The sequence below is a fragment of the Pseudomonas sp. LjRoot71 genome (genome assembly GCF_964253255.1).
GTDB lineage: Bacteria > Pseudomonadota > Gammaproteobacteria > Pseudomonadales > Pseudomonadaceae > Aquipseudomonas.
Window position 1 is genome coordinate 1,883,285 of the sequence record NZ_CAXURA020000001.1, and the last position, 15,306, is coordinate 1,898,590.

The window sequence follows — 15,306 nt, forward strand, 5'->3', positions numbered from 1 at the left end:
CACTGCCAGAGGGTTTGGAACGCGGTTTGCAGTACGGCACAGCAAGGTTGATTCGACAGTACACCCCCGTAGCGTCCATTGCCCGCAAGGCAACTGGAGCGTTGCAGCGGTTGTGCCTGAGCACCCTGAATGCGTTGCGCGGCAAGACACGTCCCCGACCCCGGAACCCAGTAAACCCACACAGGCAAGAACAGTCGGCATCACCGTACGTACGCCAGCTGGCGTAGGCCCGGTTCCGCAGCACTGATCTGGATGTCTACTGAAGGGGAATCATCCCATGCAGTCTGGAAAAATCGTCGTCGAAAACCTCTACAAGGTGTTCGGCGCAGAGCCACAGGAAGCCATCGACCTCCTCAAAGAGGGATGGAGCAAGGAACGAATCCTTGCGGAGAAAGGCGCGGTTATTGGCGTCAGCGACGTGTCCTTCAGCGTCGAGGAAGGTGAAATTTTCGTGCTGATGGGCCTCTCCGGCTCCGGCAAATCCACCCTGATCCGCCTGATCAACCGCCTGGTTGAACCCAGTGCCGGCAACGTCTACATCGACGGGCAGAACGTCGCCAAGCTGCCCAAGGCGCAACTGATTGATCTGCGCCGCCGCGACATGAGCATGGTCTTCCAGTCCTTCGCCCTGATGCCCTCGCGCAGCGTGCTGGACAACGCCGCCTTCGGCCTCGAAGTAGCCGGCAAGAGCAAGAAGGAGCGCGAAGCGCGCGCCATGCAGGTACTCAAGCAGGTCGGCCTGGACACCTTTGCGCACAAGATGCCGCATGAGCTGTCCGGCGGCATGCAACAGCGCGTCGGCCTGGCCCGCGCCCTGGCGGTCGACCCGTCAATGATCATCATGGACGAGGCGTTTTCTGCCCTCGACCCGCTCAAGCGCCGCGAGATGCAGGACGTGCTGCTGGAGCTGCAAAAGACCGACCGCCGCACCATCATCTTCGTCTCCCACGACATCGAAGAAGCCATGCGCATCGGCACCCGCATCGGCATCATGGAAGGCGGCAAACTGGTTCAGGTCGGCACTCCGCAAGAGCTGATCGACAACCCCGCCAACGATTACGTGCGCAACTTCTTCAACACCGTCGACACCAACCGCTACCTCACCGCCGGCCAGCTGATGGCCGACAGCGTGCCGCTCTACGTGCACAACGGCAAAGCGCCGGACGCGCAGAAGGTCTGCCAGGAATTGCAGGCACTGGACAAGCACTACGCCTTTATCGTCGACGAACAAAACACCTTCCAGGGCTCCATCAGCCTAGAGAAGATCGCCCTGCTGGTCGAAGGCGGCACCACCTGCGGCCTCGACAGCAGCGTCCTGAAATCGATCAAACCGGTTCCCGAGGATCTACCGCTGGACCAGGTGATTGAACGCCTGGTGGACAACGAAGGGCCGATCCCGGTGGTCGACAGCAATGGCCGTTACAGCGGCGCCATCAGTAAAGGCCGGCTGCTGACCCGCCTGCAGGGAGAGTTCCATGAGTGAGAAAAAACTCGACCTGGGCAGCTGGGTCAACGACGTGGTGCAACACCTGCTGGACAACTACAGCGATGGCTTCGACAGCATCGGCGCGGTGGTCAACGGCTTCTCCGAAGGCATCGAATGGCTGCTGATGCTGCCGCCGGCCTGGCTGCTGATCGCCATCTTCGTCGGCCTCGGCCTGTGGCGCATCAGCTACAAGTTCGCCATCTTCACCGCCGTGGCCTTTATCCTGATCGTCATGACCGGCTTCTGGGAGCAGACCGTGGTCACCCTCGGCCTGACCTTCTCCGCCACCCTGATCAGCCTCTTGCTCGGCGTACCGCTGGGCATCTGGGCCGCGCGCAGCGAACGGGTGGCGACCATCATCCGGCCGATTCTCGACTTTATGCAGACCATGCCGGCGTTCGTTTATCTGATTCCCGCCGCCATGCTCTTCGGCCTCGGCCGTGTGCCGGGGATCATCGCCACGGTGATCTTCGCCATGCCACCGGCAGTGCGCCTGACCAACCTGGGCATCCGCCAGGTGAATAAAGAGATCATCGAAGCCGGCCAATCCTTCGGCTGCACCCCGCGTCAGCTACTGTTCAAAGTCCAGCTGCCCAACGCCATGCCGTCGATCATGGCCGGGGTCAACCAGACCATCATGATGGCCCTGTCGATGGTGATCATCGCCTCGATGGTCGGCGCAGGCGGCCTGGGCAACGACGTACTGGCGAGTATCCAGCGCCTGGACATCGGCCTGGGCTTTGAAAGCGGCATGGCCGTGGTGCTGCTGGCGATCATTCTCGACCGCATCACGGAAAGTTTCGGGACCCCGCAAACCGCCAAGCGCCGCAGCGTGTTCGGCTGGTTCAGCGGCAAACTTCAACGTCAGTAAGCCTTAGCTTTTGCCATCACAGGGAGTCGCAGATGAAAACGATTAAACAGCTCGCAGGTGTCGGCCTGCTCTCCGTGGCCATGTTGCAAAGCGCCTGGGCGCAAGAGCCGGAGAGTTGCAAGATGGTGCGCTTCGCCGAAATCGGCTGGGCCGACATCGCCGCCACCACCGGCGTGGCCATGACCCTCAGCGAAGGCCTGGGCTACCAGACCCGCAAAATCATGGCCTCCGTGCCTATCGCCTTTACCGGCGTACAAAAAGGCCAGATCGACGTCTTCCTCGGCTACTGGGCCCCCTCGATGGACCCGGTGATTGAGCCCTTCACCAAGGATGGCGGCGTCAAAGTGCTGCCCAAGGCCAACCTTGAAGGCGCCAAATACACCCTCGCCGTCCCGACCTACGCCGCAGAAGCCGGGCTGAAAAGCTTTGCCGACATCGCCAAGTTCAAGGACCAGCTGGGTGGCAAGATCTTCGGCATCGAGCCCGGCAACGACGGCAACCTGCTGATCGACGGCATGATCAAGAGCAACCAGTTCGGCCTCGGCGACTTCAAAATGGTCGAGTCCAGCGAAGCCGGCATGCTGGTACAGCTGCAACGTGCCGTGAAGAAGAACGAACCCGCCGTGTTCCTCGGCTGGGCACCGCACCCGATGAACACCCAATTCGACATCACCTACCTGGAAGGCGGCGATGACGTGTTCGGCCCCGACTTCGGCGCCGCCAAGGTCTACACCGTCGTGCCACCAGATTACGAAGCGCGCTGCGCCAACGTCGGCAAACTGCTGAACAACCTGCAGTTCACCGTGGAAATCGAAAGCCAGCTGATGGAAAAGGTCCTGGATAAACAGAACCCGACCGAAGTCGCCAAAGAGTGGATCAAAGCCAACCCGGCAATCCTCGACAAGTGGCTGGCCGGCGTCACCACCTACGACGGCCAGGACGGCGTTGCAGCGGTGAAAAAACACCTCGGCCTCTAAGCCAAGCCCCGCGCCGCCGCAGTTACCTGCGGGCGGCGCGGTTAGCTGATTCATCTATTTAGCAACTCAGCCCGCGATGCCACACGGCCATCGCCTGGTTAGTTGCAGCCGCGATTTAACAGGCAACACCGCACGACCCAGCTAGGCCCGCAAGAAGAACGCGCCAGTAACTCACTGAACTGCCACTCTCACTGACGGAGCACACCCTATGCGAAACCTGAAGAACCTCTGCCTGCAAAGCCTCGGCGTCGCCGCCCTGGCCCTCGGCATGAGCAGCGCCATGGCGGCGGAAAAACCCACCCTGAACATCGGCTACGTCAACGGCTGGGACGACAGCGTCGCCGCCACCCATGTCGCCGGGGAAATCCTGCAAAGCAAACTTGGCTACAACGTGGCACTCAAGCCCGTAGAGCCCGCCATCATGTGGCAAGGCGTAGCGCGCGGCGACCTCGACGCCACCCTCTCCGCCTGGCTGCCCGCCACCCACGGCGAATACTTTGAAAAACTCAAAGACAAGGTAGAAGTGCTCGGCACCAACTATGCCGGCGCGAAAATCGGCCTGATCGTGCCGGACTACGTGCAAGCCAAAACCATCGCCGACCTGCAAACCTACGCCAAGGACTTCGACGGCAAAATCACCGGCATCGACGCTGGCGCCGGCGTGATGCGCCGCGCCGAAGACGCGATCAAGGAATACGCCCTCACCGACATCAAACTGATGCCAAGCTCCGGCCCAGCCATGGCCACCGCCCTGACCCGCGCCGAAAAAGCCCAGAAGCCGATTGTCGTCACCGGCTGGATCCCGCACTGGATGTTCGCAAAATGGAAACTGCGCTTCCTCGAAGACCCGAAAAAAGTCTTCGGCGATGACGAACACGTCGACACCGTGGCCAACCCCAGCCTCGCCAGCAAAGCCCCAGAAGCGGCGGCCTTCCTGAAGAAATTCTCCTGGAGCGGCGAAGAAGTCGGCTCCGTTATGCTCGCCATCCGCGAAGGCGCCAAACCGGAAGACGCCGCCAAAGCCTGGATCAGCAAAAACCCAGAGCGCGTCGCCGAGTGGCTTAAATAAGCCAAGGCTGCACTCTCTATATAAAGCGGGCTACGGCCCGCTTTTTTGTGGGCGCTAAATGGTGAAAGGAGAATGTTCTAGACAGGGGGAGATGGGGGTGGATAGGGTTGGGTTTAGCCAAACTGTCGCCTCCCCCCGCAGCTTTCTGTACCTTCGCGACATTGAGCGTGGGACATAAACAGGATGCAGCAGATAGGGTGGCGTTATACGACAGGAAAGCGCGACATTTGTGTGTCGCATAATTGATAGTTAGCCCTACACCGGAGTACAGCAGACCGTGTCTATATTGGACTTCAAAGAAATACCTGAAGCGCATATTGCGAGCGGACTACAAGATACTTTTGAGCTATTCGCAAGAGATTTTCTGAAATTCGTCGGATATAAAATTATTACTGATCCAGATCGAGGGGCCGATGGCGGCGTTGATCTAGTTGTCGAAGAAAGCAGAACTGGTGTTGGCGGAGAAACAATAATCCGCTGGCTGGTTAGTTGCAAACATAAAGCATTCAGCGGTAATTCTGTAAACCCAGGTGATGATGCAAACATCAGAGATCGCGTAGAAGCCAATGAATGCCAAGGCTTTATAGGTTTTTATTCAACAATCGCAAGCGCTGGTCTGGCCGGGAATCTGGAAGGGTTAAAAGGCAAGATTGAATATCAAATATTTGATCGTGAAAAAATAGAAGGTCATCTTTTACATTCAGCAAGGGGCCTTGAGATAGCGGAAAGATTTTTCCCCAAATCCTTATCCGTCTGGAAGACGGAGAACCCTCAGCCAGCAAAAATCTTTGCAGAAAAACCAAGCCTCCAATGTAAGGTCTGTCACAAAGAACTCTTTGAGCAAGATGATCATGGAATCATAACCATCTGGCAGAAAATGAGTCATCACAGAGTCAATGGTGCCAAGCACTTCGAGCATGTTTTCTGGGTTTGCCGTGGGCGGTGCGATGATGTGCTTACCCAATACATGAGGCAAAAAGACAAGACATTGATTGATGGCTGGGAAGACATTTCCGACGTTTTAATGCCGACGATTTTCATCAAGTGGATCATGACCATTATGAATGAATTGCGTTCTGGCGATACATACTCAGATGAAGCCTATGAATCAATGAAAGAATTTCTTCTGCAGGTATTCCCATATATCTGCAGGCATCTGACAGGGAAGGAAAAAGAGCGGATCAAATCGCTTACAGAAATTCCTGCCTACCTGGGTGGCCTCGGGTATTAAGGCTAACAAATGGTTCAAACCGTTCGCGCCGCTCACTGGTACAGGCTAAATCCGGCCCCTTAACCAAACGTTAGGCTCAATCAAATGTGGAACACAGTTGGAGATAATATTCTTACCAGTTTTTTTGAACTTGAAAATATCTGGCAAAAAAACTGGATCGGAACCGAACAAGTAGCAATTATCCGCGATTACTGGCCGGAGGGTGATAATCGCGACCTGGTTCTCCGGATATGGGAAGTCGATATCCATGGGAAAATTAAGCCATTTGCTGCAGGTGAAGCAGGCGGCATGGGGCGTTGGGTTTTCGCTCTACGTGATAACGATGTTGAATTTTTGAGTCGTTCAAAAAACGGAACTTAAACTTAAGCCGTGTATTACTCCGAATAAATATTAGGGGACAGACCACGATTTCAGCCGAAAGATAACAACTCAAACGAGTCCATTCTCCCTAGTGCATAACCGGGCTAAACAATGAACCGCCGCAAGAAAATCAAACAGCTACTCGAAGCGCACGCCAAAAAGGCCAACGCCAAATTAGCGCCCAAGAAAAAATCCACCTATATCAGCAAAGCCGACCGGTTAAAGCTGGCTGCCGAAACCAACCCGGAAGCCACCATTACCCCTGAGAGCTGAGTGCACTTTCCTACCTCTGCCGTTAACAAATGCGAGAACAGACCATGATCACCTGCCACATCCGCTACGTACTCGACCCGCGCAAACTCAAGGAATTCGAGCATTACGGCAAGCTGTGGATTGCCCTGGTGGCGAAGTTTGGCGGCACGCACCACGGTTATTTTCTGCCGTCCGAGGGTGCCAACAATATCGGCCTGGCGATGTTCAGCTTCCCCAGCCTGGCGGAGTACGAGCAGTACCGGCTGAAATCCTTTGCCGATGCCGAGTGCCTGGCGGCGTTCAAATATGCAGAAGAGACTCAGTGCATCATCAGCTACGAGCGCACCTTCTTCCGCCCGGTTTTTGATGCCTGACTGAACCTTGATTGCCGAGTTAAACGCCATGTCCCAGCTTGCCCACTTTCAGTTAATAGCCCGCTATAACGCGTGGATAAATGACAAGCTCTACGCGGCCGCCGATCAGCTGTCGCCGCAGGCGCTGAGAGAGGATCGCGGGGCGTTTTTCCCGTCCACCCTCGCCACGCTCAACCATATTGCGGTGGCCGATATCATCTGGCTCAAGCGCTTTGCCGAGCACCCGGCCTGCACAGAGCTGCGCGCGGCGATCAGCGATTTACAGCGGCCGACGGCGCTGGATCAGCTGTTGTTCGACACCTTCGCGCAGTTGCAGACGTTGCGCAGCAGACTGGATGGGCATATCAGTAACTGGGTCGCAGCGCTGACCGAAGCGGACCTGGAATATGTGCTGGCCTACGGCAATATGAAGGGCGTACCGGCGCAGCGCCCCTATGCCAGCCTGATGCTGCACTTCTTCAATCACCAGACTCACCATCGCGGCCAGGCCAGCACATTGTTGTTCCAGGCCGGTCAGGATATCGGCGTGACCGATTTGCTCGCGCTGATCGCCGATGTTGACCCACGCTAACGCCTATAACCGGACAGGACTTCACAGCATGGCTTTTAACCCAACCGAACGCCTTAGCCTGCTCGCCATCAAGGGTGTTGGCCCCACGGTGATCAAGCGCTTCGAGGAACTGGGCATCGACTCTCTGGCGCAATTGGCCACATACCGGGCCGAGGATATCGCCGAGATGGTCGCCGCCATGCTCGGTAGCACCTGCTGGAAGAACAGCCCGCAGGCCAAGGCCGCGCTAAATGCGGCCATCGCCAGAGCCAAAGAAAGCCAATGAAGCCCCTCGCCCTGCTGCGGGTTTATCTGCCGTCGATGGCCTTTCGCCAGGCCGCGCGGGCGCAGCTGGGTGGGTGTTTGCCAGCGGCTACAGCGGCGGCGGTGTGGGTCAGAACCCTGGACATACAGCGTGAATTGCAACGCACGCGAGTGCGCCATTCGCCGGGGGTGAATCTGCTGCTGCGTTATATGCAGTGGGATTACGCGCTGTACCGCGCCTTGCAGGAGCACGGCATAGGCCAGCAACAAGCCGGTGAGTGGATCGAGCAGATCAACTGGCAGATCTTCGCCCCGGCCAGCGCCCTGGCGTTCAAGCTGTCGCGCCTGCGCAGCCGCCGTCTGCAAACACGCATCCAGTGGCTGCTCGATGCGCTGTTCAACCTGGTGTTTACCCGCCCGTTTCGCCGCACCACCCTGCCCGCCGTCGCGGGCGTGGCCTTTGATGTGCAGGTGTGCCCGTTGGCCAGTTACCTGCGCGAGCAGGGTGCGCCGGAGCTGACCCACTTTGCCGCGTGCAGCCTGGATTACCGCATGGCCAGCGATTGGGGCGTGACGCTGCAACGCAGGCAAACCCTCGCCGGCGGCGCGGCGTATTGTGATTTTCGCTTTAGCGTGCCGCCCACCGAGCTGATTGCCCGCTCCGGCGCAACGGCCGAGCACAGCACCGCGCATCAGGCGAAAAAGCAGCCATAAAGCGCCCGGCAGCGGGGCATATCCCTGACCGACAGGTCATCCCTGAAACGCCATGTTTGATTGATCGCTCAACAATAACCGGCCTAGACTGCGCGCATTCCGGGGACGCCCCCTATCGACGGAGAAGCCGATGCCCAAGGTTGGAATGCAACCGATCCGCCGCTCGCAATTGATCGCGGCGACCCTCGAAGCGGTGGATCAGGTCGGCATGAGCGATGCCAGCATCGCCTATATCGCGCGGATCGCCGGGGTATCCAACGGCATCATCAGCCACTATTTCCGCGACAAGAACGGCCTGCTCGACGCCACCATGCGCCATCTGATGCAGGCGCTCAGCGATGCCGTGCGCGAACGCCGCGCCAGCCTGCCGCCGGATCAGCCGCGCGAGCACCTGCGGGCGATGATTGAAGGCAACTTCGATGACAGCCAGGTCAACGGCCCGGCGATGAAAACCTGGCTGGCGTTCTGGGCCACCAGCATGCACCAGCCGGCGCTGCGGCGTTTGCAGCGGGTCAACGATCACCGTCTGTATTCCAACCTGTGCGGGCAATTCCGCCGGGTGTTGCCGCAGGATCAGGCGCGCAGTGCGGCCCGTGGCCTGGCGGCGTTGATCGATGGCCTATGGCTGCGCGGCGCGCTGTCCGGCGAAGGCTTCGACACCCGCCAGGCGATTGAGATCGCTTACGAATACCTTGATCTGCAATTGGGCAAGGCGCAGTAAACCTCGCACACCTTCCGCCGAGGCGCTAGCCGAGTGGACTGCCGTAGGAATGCTCAGCTTTTGTAGGAGCGGGCTTGCCCGCGATTCGCGGTAACTCGAATAACATCGCGGCCAATGACTAGGTGTCCCCACTGCTCCTACATACCCCACAGACCCGGCCAACACGGCTGGCGAGCACTTGATTGGCGCACAGCCTCAAACAACCCCAATACCGCCGCCTACACGCCCTGCGTGTCGTGTTTGGTTGCGCACTGTCGTTTTTGTTGATTGATCGTTCAATTAAGATAATTTAGCCTTGCGTCTATATTGCCTACACCGACGACTTGCGCCAGGCGGCTCGCGTCGCCCACCGCCCACGAGGAACGCGCCATGCCCCGCTTCGACGAACAGCAGCTTTATATCGGTGGCCGTTATGTAGCGGCCAGCAGTGGCCAGACGTTTGAGAGCATCAACCCGGCCAACGGTGAAGTGCTGGCCAAGGTGCAACGCGCCAGTCAGGCGGACGTGGAATTGGCCGTGGCCAGCGCCAGCGAAGGGCAGAAGGTGTGGGCAGCGATGACCGCCATGCAGCGCTCGCGCATCCTGCGCAAGGCGGTGGATATTCTGCGCGAGCGCAACGATGAGCTGGCCGAGCTGGAAAGCCTCGACACCGGCAAGCCGCTGAGCGAAACCCGCTATGTCGATATCGTTACCGGCGCGGACGTGCTGGAGTACTACGCCGGGTTGATTCCAGCCATCGAGGGCGAGCAGATCCCGCTGCGCGAGACCAGTTTCGTCTACACCCGCCGCGAGCCGCTGGGCGTGGTCGCCGGCATCGGCGCGTGGAACTACCCGATCCAGATTGCCCTGTGGAAATCCGCTCCGGCCCTGGCCGCCGGTAACGCGATGATCTTCAAGCCCAGCGAAGTCACCTCGCTGACCGCGCTGAAACTCGCCGAGATTTACACCGCCGCCGGCCTGCCCGATGGCGTGTTCAACGTGCTGACCGGCAGCGGCCGTGAAGTGGGCCAGTGGCTGACCGAGCACCCAGGCATCGAGAAAATTTCCTTTACCGGCGGCACCGTGACCGGCAAGAAGGTCATGGCCAGCGCCTCCAGCTCGTCGCTCAAGGAAGTGACCATGGAGCTGGGCGGCAAGTCGCCGCTGATCATCTTCGAAGACGCCGACCTCGACCGCGCTGCCGACATCGCAGTCATGGCCAACTTCTACAGCTCCGGCCAGGTCTGCACCAACGGCACCCGCGTGTTCGTGCCGCGCATGCTGCAGGCACGCTTCGAGGCCAAGGTGCTGGAGCGGGTCAAGCGCATTCGCCTCGGCGATCCACTTGCCGAGGCAACCAACTTCGGCCCGCTGGTCAGCGCGGCGCATATGGACAGCGTGCTCGGCTATATCGACAAAGGCCGCAGCGAAGGCGCGCGCCTGCTGATCGGCGGCAACCGCGTGACCGAGGGCGACTACGCCAAAGGCGCCTATGTCGCGCCGACGGTGTTCACCGACTGCAAGGACGACATGACCATCGTCCGTGAAGAAATCTTCGGCCCGGTGATGAGCATTCTGATCTACGACAGCGAAGAGGAAGTGATCCGCCGTGCCAACGCCACCGAATACGGCCTGGCTGCCGGCGTGGTCACCCGCGACCTGAACCGCGCGCACCGGGTGATCCACAAGCTGGAAGCCGGCATCTGCTGGATCAACACCTGGGGCGAGTCGCCGGCGGAAATGCCGGTGGGCGGCTACAAGCAATCCGGCGTCGGTCGCGAAAACGGCCTGACCACCCTGGCGCACTACACCCGGATCAAGTCGGTACAGGTCGAGCTGGGCGGCTACACCTCGGTGTTCTGAGCCTTTACCTGTAGAGCGGGCCATGCCCGCGATAGCGCTTCGCGGGCATGGCCCGCTCCTACAAACTTGCGCAGCCCCGTAGCCCGGATGCAATCCGGGAACAGTCACCGCGTTTTCCCGGATTGCATCCGGGCTAAAGGAGCTTTTATGCCCCAGGAATTCGACTACATCATCATCGGTGCCGGCTCGGCCGGTAACGTGCTGGCCACCCGTCTGACCGAGGACGCTGACGTCAGCGTGCTGCTGCTGGAAGCCGGCGGCCCGGATTACCGCCTGGATTTCCGCACCCAGATGCCCGCTGCCCTGGCCTTTCCGCTGCAAGGCCGGCGCTACAACTGGGCCTACCTGACCGACCCCGAACCGCATATGAACAACCGCCGTATGGAATGCGGGCGCGGCAAAGGCCTGGGCGGCTCATCCCTGATCAACGGCATGTGCTACATCCGCGGCAACGCCATGGACTACGACGGCTGGGCCGAAGCAAAGGGCCTGGAGGACTGGAGCTACCTGGATTGCCTGCCGTATTTCCGCAAGGCGGAAACCCGCGATATCGGCGCCAATGCCTATCACGGCAGCGACGGCCCGGTGAGCGTGACTACGCCGAAAAACGGCAATAACCCGCTGTTCCACGCCATGATCGAAGCCGGCGTGCAGGCCGGTTACCCGCGTACCGACGACCTCAACGGCTACCAGCAGGAAGGCTTCGGCCCGATGGACCGTACCGTCACGCCCAAGGGCCGGCGCTCCAGCACCGCACGCGGCTACCTCGATCAAGCCCGCCAGCGGCCGAACCTGACCATCGTTACTCACGCCCTCACTGACCGCATCCTGTTCAGCGGCAAGCGCGCCATTGGTGTGGCCTATCTGCTGGGCGACAACGACACGCCAATCACCGTCAATGCGCGCCGCGAAGTGCTGCTGTGCAGCGGCGCGATTGCCTCGCCGCAGGTGCTGCAACGCTCCGGCGTCGGCCCGGCGGCGCTGCTGCGTGAACTGGATATCCCGCTGGTGCATGACCTGCCCGGCGTCGGCCAGAACCTGCAGGACCACCTGGAGGTGTACCTGCAATACGCCTGCAAGCAGCCGGTGTCGCTGTACCCGGCGCTGCAATGGTGGAACCAGCCGATGATCGGCGCCAACTGGCTGTTCCTCGGCAAAGGCATCGGTGCCAGCAACCAGTTCGAGGCCGGCGGTTTTATTCGATCCAGCGCTGAGTTCGAATGGCCGAATATCCAGTATCACTTCCTGCCGGTGGCAATTAACTACAACGGCAGCAACGCGGTGAAGGAGCACGGTTTCCAGGCGCACATGGGCTCCATGCGCTCGCCGAGCCGTGGCCGCATTCAGATCAAATCCAAAGACCCACGCCAGCACCCGAGCATCCTGTTCAACTACATGGCGCACGAGCAGGATTGGCGCGAGTTCCGCGACGGCATCCGCATCACCCGAGAAATCATGGCGCAGGCGGCGTTGGACCCGTATCGCGGCCGCGAAATCAGTCCGGGGGCAGAGCTACAGAGCTACGCCGAACTGGACGCCTTTATCCGCGAACATGCGGAAACCGCCTACCACCCGTCGTGTTCCTGCAAGATGGGTGAAGACGATATGGCAGTGGTCGATGGCCAGGGCCGGGTGCACGGCGTACAGGGGCTGCGCGTGGTGGATGCCTCGATCATGCCGATGATCGTCACCGGCAACCTGAATGCGCCGACCATCATGATGGCCGAGAAGATCGCCGACAAAATCCGCGGCCGCGCCCCACTGCCACGCAGCAGCGCGCCGTATTTCGTCGCCGGTAATGCGGCCGTACGCGGCACCGCGCAACGCTCAGCCTAAAGCGGCACGCGTACCTCAACGCCGCAGGGCTTGCGCCGCTGCGGCGTTGTCACATACAGGCACGGCACGACGTGATCGACCACCCATTGCGCCGGCCTTTAGCCCGGCAAAACCACAGGCGGCTTGATGCTGCAGGCGAAGCACGTCGATAATGCGCAGTTTTCAACCAGCGCCATTGTGCGCCGCCGCCATCGGCCGACCGAGCAGACCATGAAAGACAGCATTCGCCACCTGATCCAGCAAGCCCTGACCCGCCTCACTGCCGACGGCGTGCTGCCGGAGGGCCTGACTCCGGCCATTCAGGTGGAGAACACCAAGGACAAGGCCAACGGCGATTTCGCCAGCAACATCGCCATGATGCTGGCCAAGCCGGCCGGCATGAAGCCGCGTGACCTGGCGGAAAAGCTGATCGCCGCGCTGCCGGCCGACGCCGGTATCAGCAAGGTCGAGATCGCCGGCCCGGGCTTTCTCAACTTCTTCCAGAACACCCAGGCCCTGGCCGCGCGCCTGGATGCGCTGCTGGCCGATGCCAAGCTGGGCGTACGCAAGGCCGGCCCGGCGCAGCGCGTGGTGGTCGACCTGTCTGCCCCCAACCTGGCCAAAGAGATGCACGTCGGCCACCTGCGCTCGACCATCATCGGTGACGGCGTGGCGCGGGTGCTGGAATTCCTCGGCGACGACGTGATCCGGCAGAACCACGTGGGCGACTGGGGCACCCAGTTCGGCATGCTGCTGGCCTATATGCAGGAAAACCCGGCCGCTGCCGAAAGCGAGCTGGCCGACCTGGAAGGCTTCTACCGCGCGGCAAAAAAACGCTTCGATGATTCCCCGGAATTCGCCGAGCGCGCCCGTGAACTGGTGGTGCAACTGCAAGCCGGCGAAGCCGAGTGCCTGCGCCTGTGGCACCGTTTCAACGATATCTCCCTGAGCCACTGCCAGGCGCTGTATGACCGCCTCGGGGTGAAACTGAGCATGGCCGACGTCAAGGGCGAGAGCGCCTACAACGACGACCTGGCCAATGTGGTCGCCGACCTCAAGGCCAAGGGCCTGCTCACCGAAGACAATGGCGCGCAATGCGTGTTCATGGACGAGTTCAAGAATGCCGAAGGCAACCCGCTGCCGCTGATCGTACAAAAGGCCGGTGGCGGCTACCTGTATGCCACCACCGACCTGGCCGCTACCCGCTACCGGGCCAACGTATTGAAAGCCGACCGCGTGCTGTACTTCGTCGACCAGCGCCAGGCCCTGCACTTCCAGATGGTCTTCGCCGCTGCGCGCCTGGCCGGTTTCGTCCCGGCCAGCCTGCAGATGGAACACATGGGCTTCGGCACCATGAACGGCGCCGACGGCCGCCCGTTCAAGACCCGCGACGGCGGCACCGTCAAGCTGGTCGACCTGCTCGATGAAGCCGAAGAGCGTGCCTACACCCTGGTCAAAGGCAAAAACCCCGAGCTGGATGAAGCCGAGCTGCGCCAGATCGCCCGCGCCGTGGGCATCAGCGCGGTGAAATACGCCGACCTGTCCAAGCATCGCACCAGCGATTACCGCTTCAACTTCGAGCTGATGCTGAGCTTCGAAGGTAACACCGCACCGTACCTGCTGTACGCCTACACCCGCGTCGCCAGCGTGCTGCGCAAAGTGGGCAAGGGCTTCGACCAACTGGATGGCCAGCTGGACCTGCAGGCCGCTCAGGAAATCGACCTGGCCGGCAAACTCGCACAGTTCGCCGAAGTGCTCGGCGGCGTGGCCGACAAGGGCGAGCCGCACCTGCTCTGCGCCTACCTGTATGACCTGGCCGGGCTGTTCTCCAGCTTCTACGAAAACTGCCCGATCCTCGCCGCCGAAGACGAAGGCGTGCGCAACAGCCGCCTGCGCCTGGCGGCCCTCACCGGCCGTACTCTCAAGCAGGGCCTGCAGCTGCTCGGCCTGGAAACCCTGGAGCGCATGTAAGTGGCTGCCAAGAAGAAGCCCGCCGCCAAGCGCGGCGCCAGCCGCTACCAGGCTCCGGCGAAAAAGCCGGTGCCGGGCTGGTTCTGGCTGGTCTGCGGGCTGGTGATCGGCGGCTTTATGGTGTTTCTGTTCAGCCTGGAGCCCGGCCGCGACGAGATCAAACGCAGCAAGGTCGAACAGGCGCGCGCCAACCAGGCCGCCAAATCGCCGGCCAACAAGCCCGCCAGCAACGAGCCGGCCAAACCCAAGTACGACTTCTACACCCTGCTGCCGGAGTCGGAAGTGATCCTGCCGCCGCAGGCCATCGAACAACCGCCGGCCGTGCCTGAGCAGAAGCCGGTCAGCCCGGAAGAAGCCGCGAAGATCGACGCCGCCCGCGCCGAAGCCGCACTCAACGGCCAGGTGCCGCCACCGCCGCCGGTGGTCGCCAAAGGCCCGGTTAGCTCGCAGTTCTTCCTCCAGGCGGGCTCGTTCCGCCGCAAGGACGATGCCGACGCCCTGCGCGCGCAGATCATCCTGCTCGGGCAGAACGTGCAGGTGGAATCCGGCACGGTGCGCGAGGAAACCTGGCACCGCGTACTGGTCGGCCCGTTCGCCACCCGCGAACAGCTCGGCCAGGCGCAGAAGTCCCTGGCCGGCAGCGGCTTCAGCAATCTGTTGTTACAGCAGCGCCAGGTGCAATAAAACCCAGGCCTGGCGGGCCCTGCGGCAGCCTCTGCCGACTATTTGTCGGACACTGGCTACCGTAGGGCTTGAAGCCGGCGCGCACAGCCCCCACTTCATTCGGCATTGGGCACTTTCGCCCCGCT

General features: G+C 60.9%; 16 protein-coding genes. All 16 read left to right on the forward strand.

The genetic code is table 11. From position 1 onward, the window contains the following. Positions 1–277 precede the first annotated feature (277 nt). The 16 genes from ACSQ17_RS08885 (at position 278) to ACSQ17_RS08960 (ending at position 15,181) form a co-directional block, all read left to right on the forward strand. Positions 278–1,483 carry a quaternary amine ABC transporter ATP-binding protein gene (locus ACSQ17_RS08885; protein ID WP_436068301.1) on the forward strand — a complete coding sequence of 402 codons (1,206 nt, stop codon included), beginning with the start codon at positions 278–280 and terminating at the stop codon, positions 1,481–1,483. Further along, the gene (gene choW, locus ACSQ17_RS08890) at positions 1,476–2,357 is read left to right on the forward strand and encodes a choline ABC transporter permease subunit (RefSeq protein ID WP_233685373.1); all 882 of its coding nucleotides are present in this window, start codon (positions 1,476–1,478) and stop codon (positions 2,355–2,357) included. The genes ACSQ17_RS08885 and choW overlap by 8 nt, the downstream gene beginning before the upstream one ends. Before the next feature lie 32 nt (positions 2,358–2,389). Then, a complete protein-coding gene (locus tag ACSQ17_RS08895; RefSeq protein WP_233685374.1) occupies positions 2,390–3,334 on the forward strand; it encodes a choline ABC transporter substrate-binding protein in 945 nt (314 codons plus the stop codon). Between the two features lie 208 nt (positions 3,335–3,542). Then, positions 3,543–4,403, forward strand: coding sequence for a glycine betaine ABC transporter substrate-binding protein (locus ACSQ17_RS08900; RefSeq protein ID WP_436068302.1), 861 nt, complete (start codon positions 3,543–3,545; stop codon positions 4,401–4,403). Positions 4,404–4,680: 277 nt separating this feature from the next. Next, the gene (locus tag ACSQ17_RS08905) at positions 4,681–5,634 is read left to right on the forward strand and encodes a restriction endonuclease (RefSeq protein WP_436068303.1); all 954 of its coding nucleotides are present in this window, start codon (positions 4,681–4,683) and stop codon (positions 5,632–5,634) included. Between the two features lie 84 nt (positions 5,635–5,718). Next, positions 5,719–5,994, forward strand: coding sequence for a hypothetical protein (locus tag ACSQ17_RS08910; protein ID WP_436068304.1), 276 nt, complete (start codon positions 5,719–5,721; stop codon positions 5,992–5,994). A 111-nt stretch (positions 5,995–6,105) separates the two neighbouring features. Beyond that, positions 6,106–6,267 (forward strand): DUF2986 domain-containing protein, encoded by a 162-nt coding sequence (locus tag ACSQ17_RS08915; RefSeq protein ID WP_436068305.1) that lies wholly within the window; start codon positions 6,106–6,108, stop codon positions 6,265–6,267. Positions 6,268–6,311: 44 nt separating this feature from the next. Continuing rightward, complete coding sequence (locus tag ACSQ17_RS08920) at positions 6,312–6,620, forward strand: NIPSNAP family protein (protein ID WP_282874240.1); 309 nt, start codon at positions 6,312–6,314, stop codon at positions 6,618–6,620. 28 nt (positions 6,621–6,648) lie between these two features. Beyond that, the gene (locus tag ACSQ17_RS08925; RefSeq protein ID WP_436068306.1) at positions 6,649–7,191 is read left to right on the forward strand and encodes a DinB family protein; all 543 of its coding nucleotides are present in this window, start codon (positions 6,649–6,651) and stop codon (positions 7,189–7,191) included. A 28-nt stretch (positions 7,192–7,219) separates the two neighbouring features. Beyond that, positions 7,220–7,456, forward strand: coding sequence for a helix-hairpin-helix domain-containing protein (locus ACSQ17_RS08930; protein WP_422910507.1), 237 nt, complete (start codon positions 7,220–7,222; stop codon positions 7,454–7,456). Beyond that, positions 7,453–8,148 (forward strand): L-2-amino-thiazoline-4-carboxylic acid hydrolase, encoded by a 696-nt coding sequence (locus tag ACSQ17_RS08935; RefSeq protein WP_436068307.1) that lies wholly within the window; start codon positions 7,453–7,455, stop codon positions 8,146–8,148. Before ACSQ17_RS08930 ends, ACSQ17_RS08935 begins: the two co-directional genes overlap by 4 nt. 130 nt (positions 8,149–8,278) lie before the next feature. Beyond that, a complete protein-coding gene (betI, locus tag ACSQ17_RS08940; RefSeq protein WP_436068308.1) occupies positions 8,279–8,869 on the forward strand; it encodes a transcriptional regulator BetI in 591 nt (196 codons plus the stop codon). Positions 8,870–9,238: 369 nt separating this feature from the next. Then, positions 9,239–10,711 (forward strand): betaine-aldehyde dehydrogenase, encoded by a 1,473-nt coding sequence (gene betB, locus ACSQ17_RS08945; protein WP_436068309.1) that lies wholly within the window; start codon positions 9,239–9,241, stop codon positions 10,709–10,711. Between the two features lie 147 nt (positions 10,712–10,858). Then, the gene (gene betA, locus ACSQ17_RS08950) at positions 10,859–12,547 is read left to right on the forward strand and encodes a choline dehydrogenase (RefSeq protein ID WP_436068310.1); all 1,689 of its coding nucleotides are present in this window, start codon (positions 10,859–10,861) and stop codon (positions 12,545–12,547) included. 210 nt (positions 12,548–12,757) lie between these two features. Continuing rightward, positions 12,758–14,497, forward strand: a complete 1,740-nt coding sequence (argS, locus tag ACSQ17_RS08955; protein WP_436070452.1) for an arginine--tRNA ligase — start codon at positions 12,758–12,760, stop codon at positions 14,495–14,497. Then, the gene (locus ACSQ17_RS08960; protein WP_436068311.1) at positions 14,498–15,181 is read left to right on the forward strand and encodes an SPOR domain-containing protein; all 684 of its coding nucleotides are present in this window, start codon (positions 14,498–14,500) and stop codon (positions 15,179–15,181) included. The last annotated feature ends 125 nt before the right edge of the window (positions 15,182–15,306 follow it).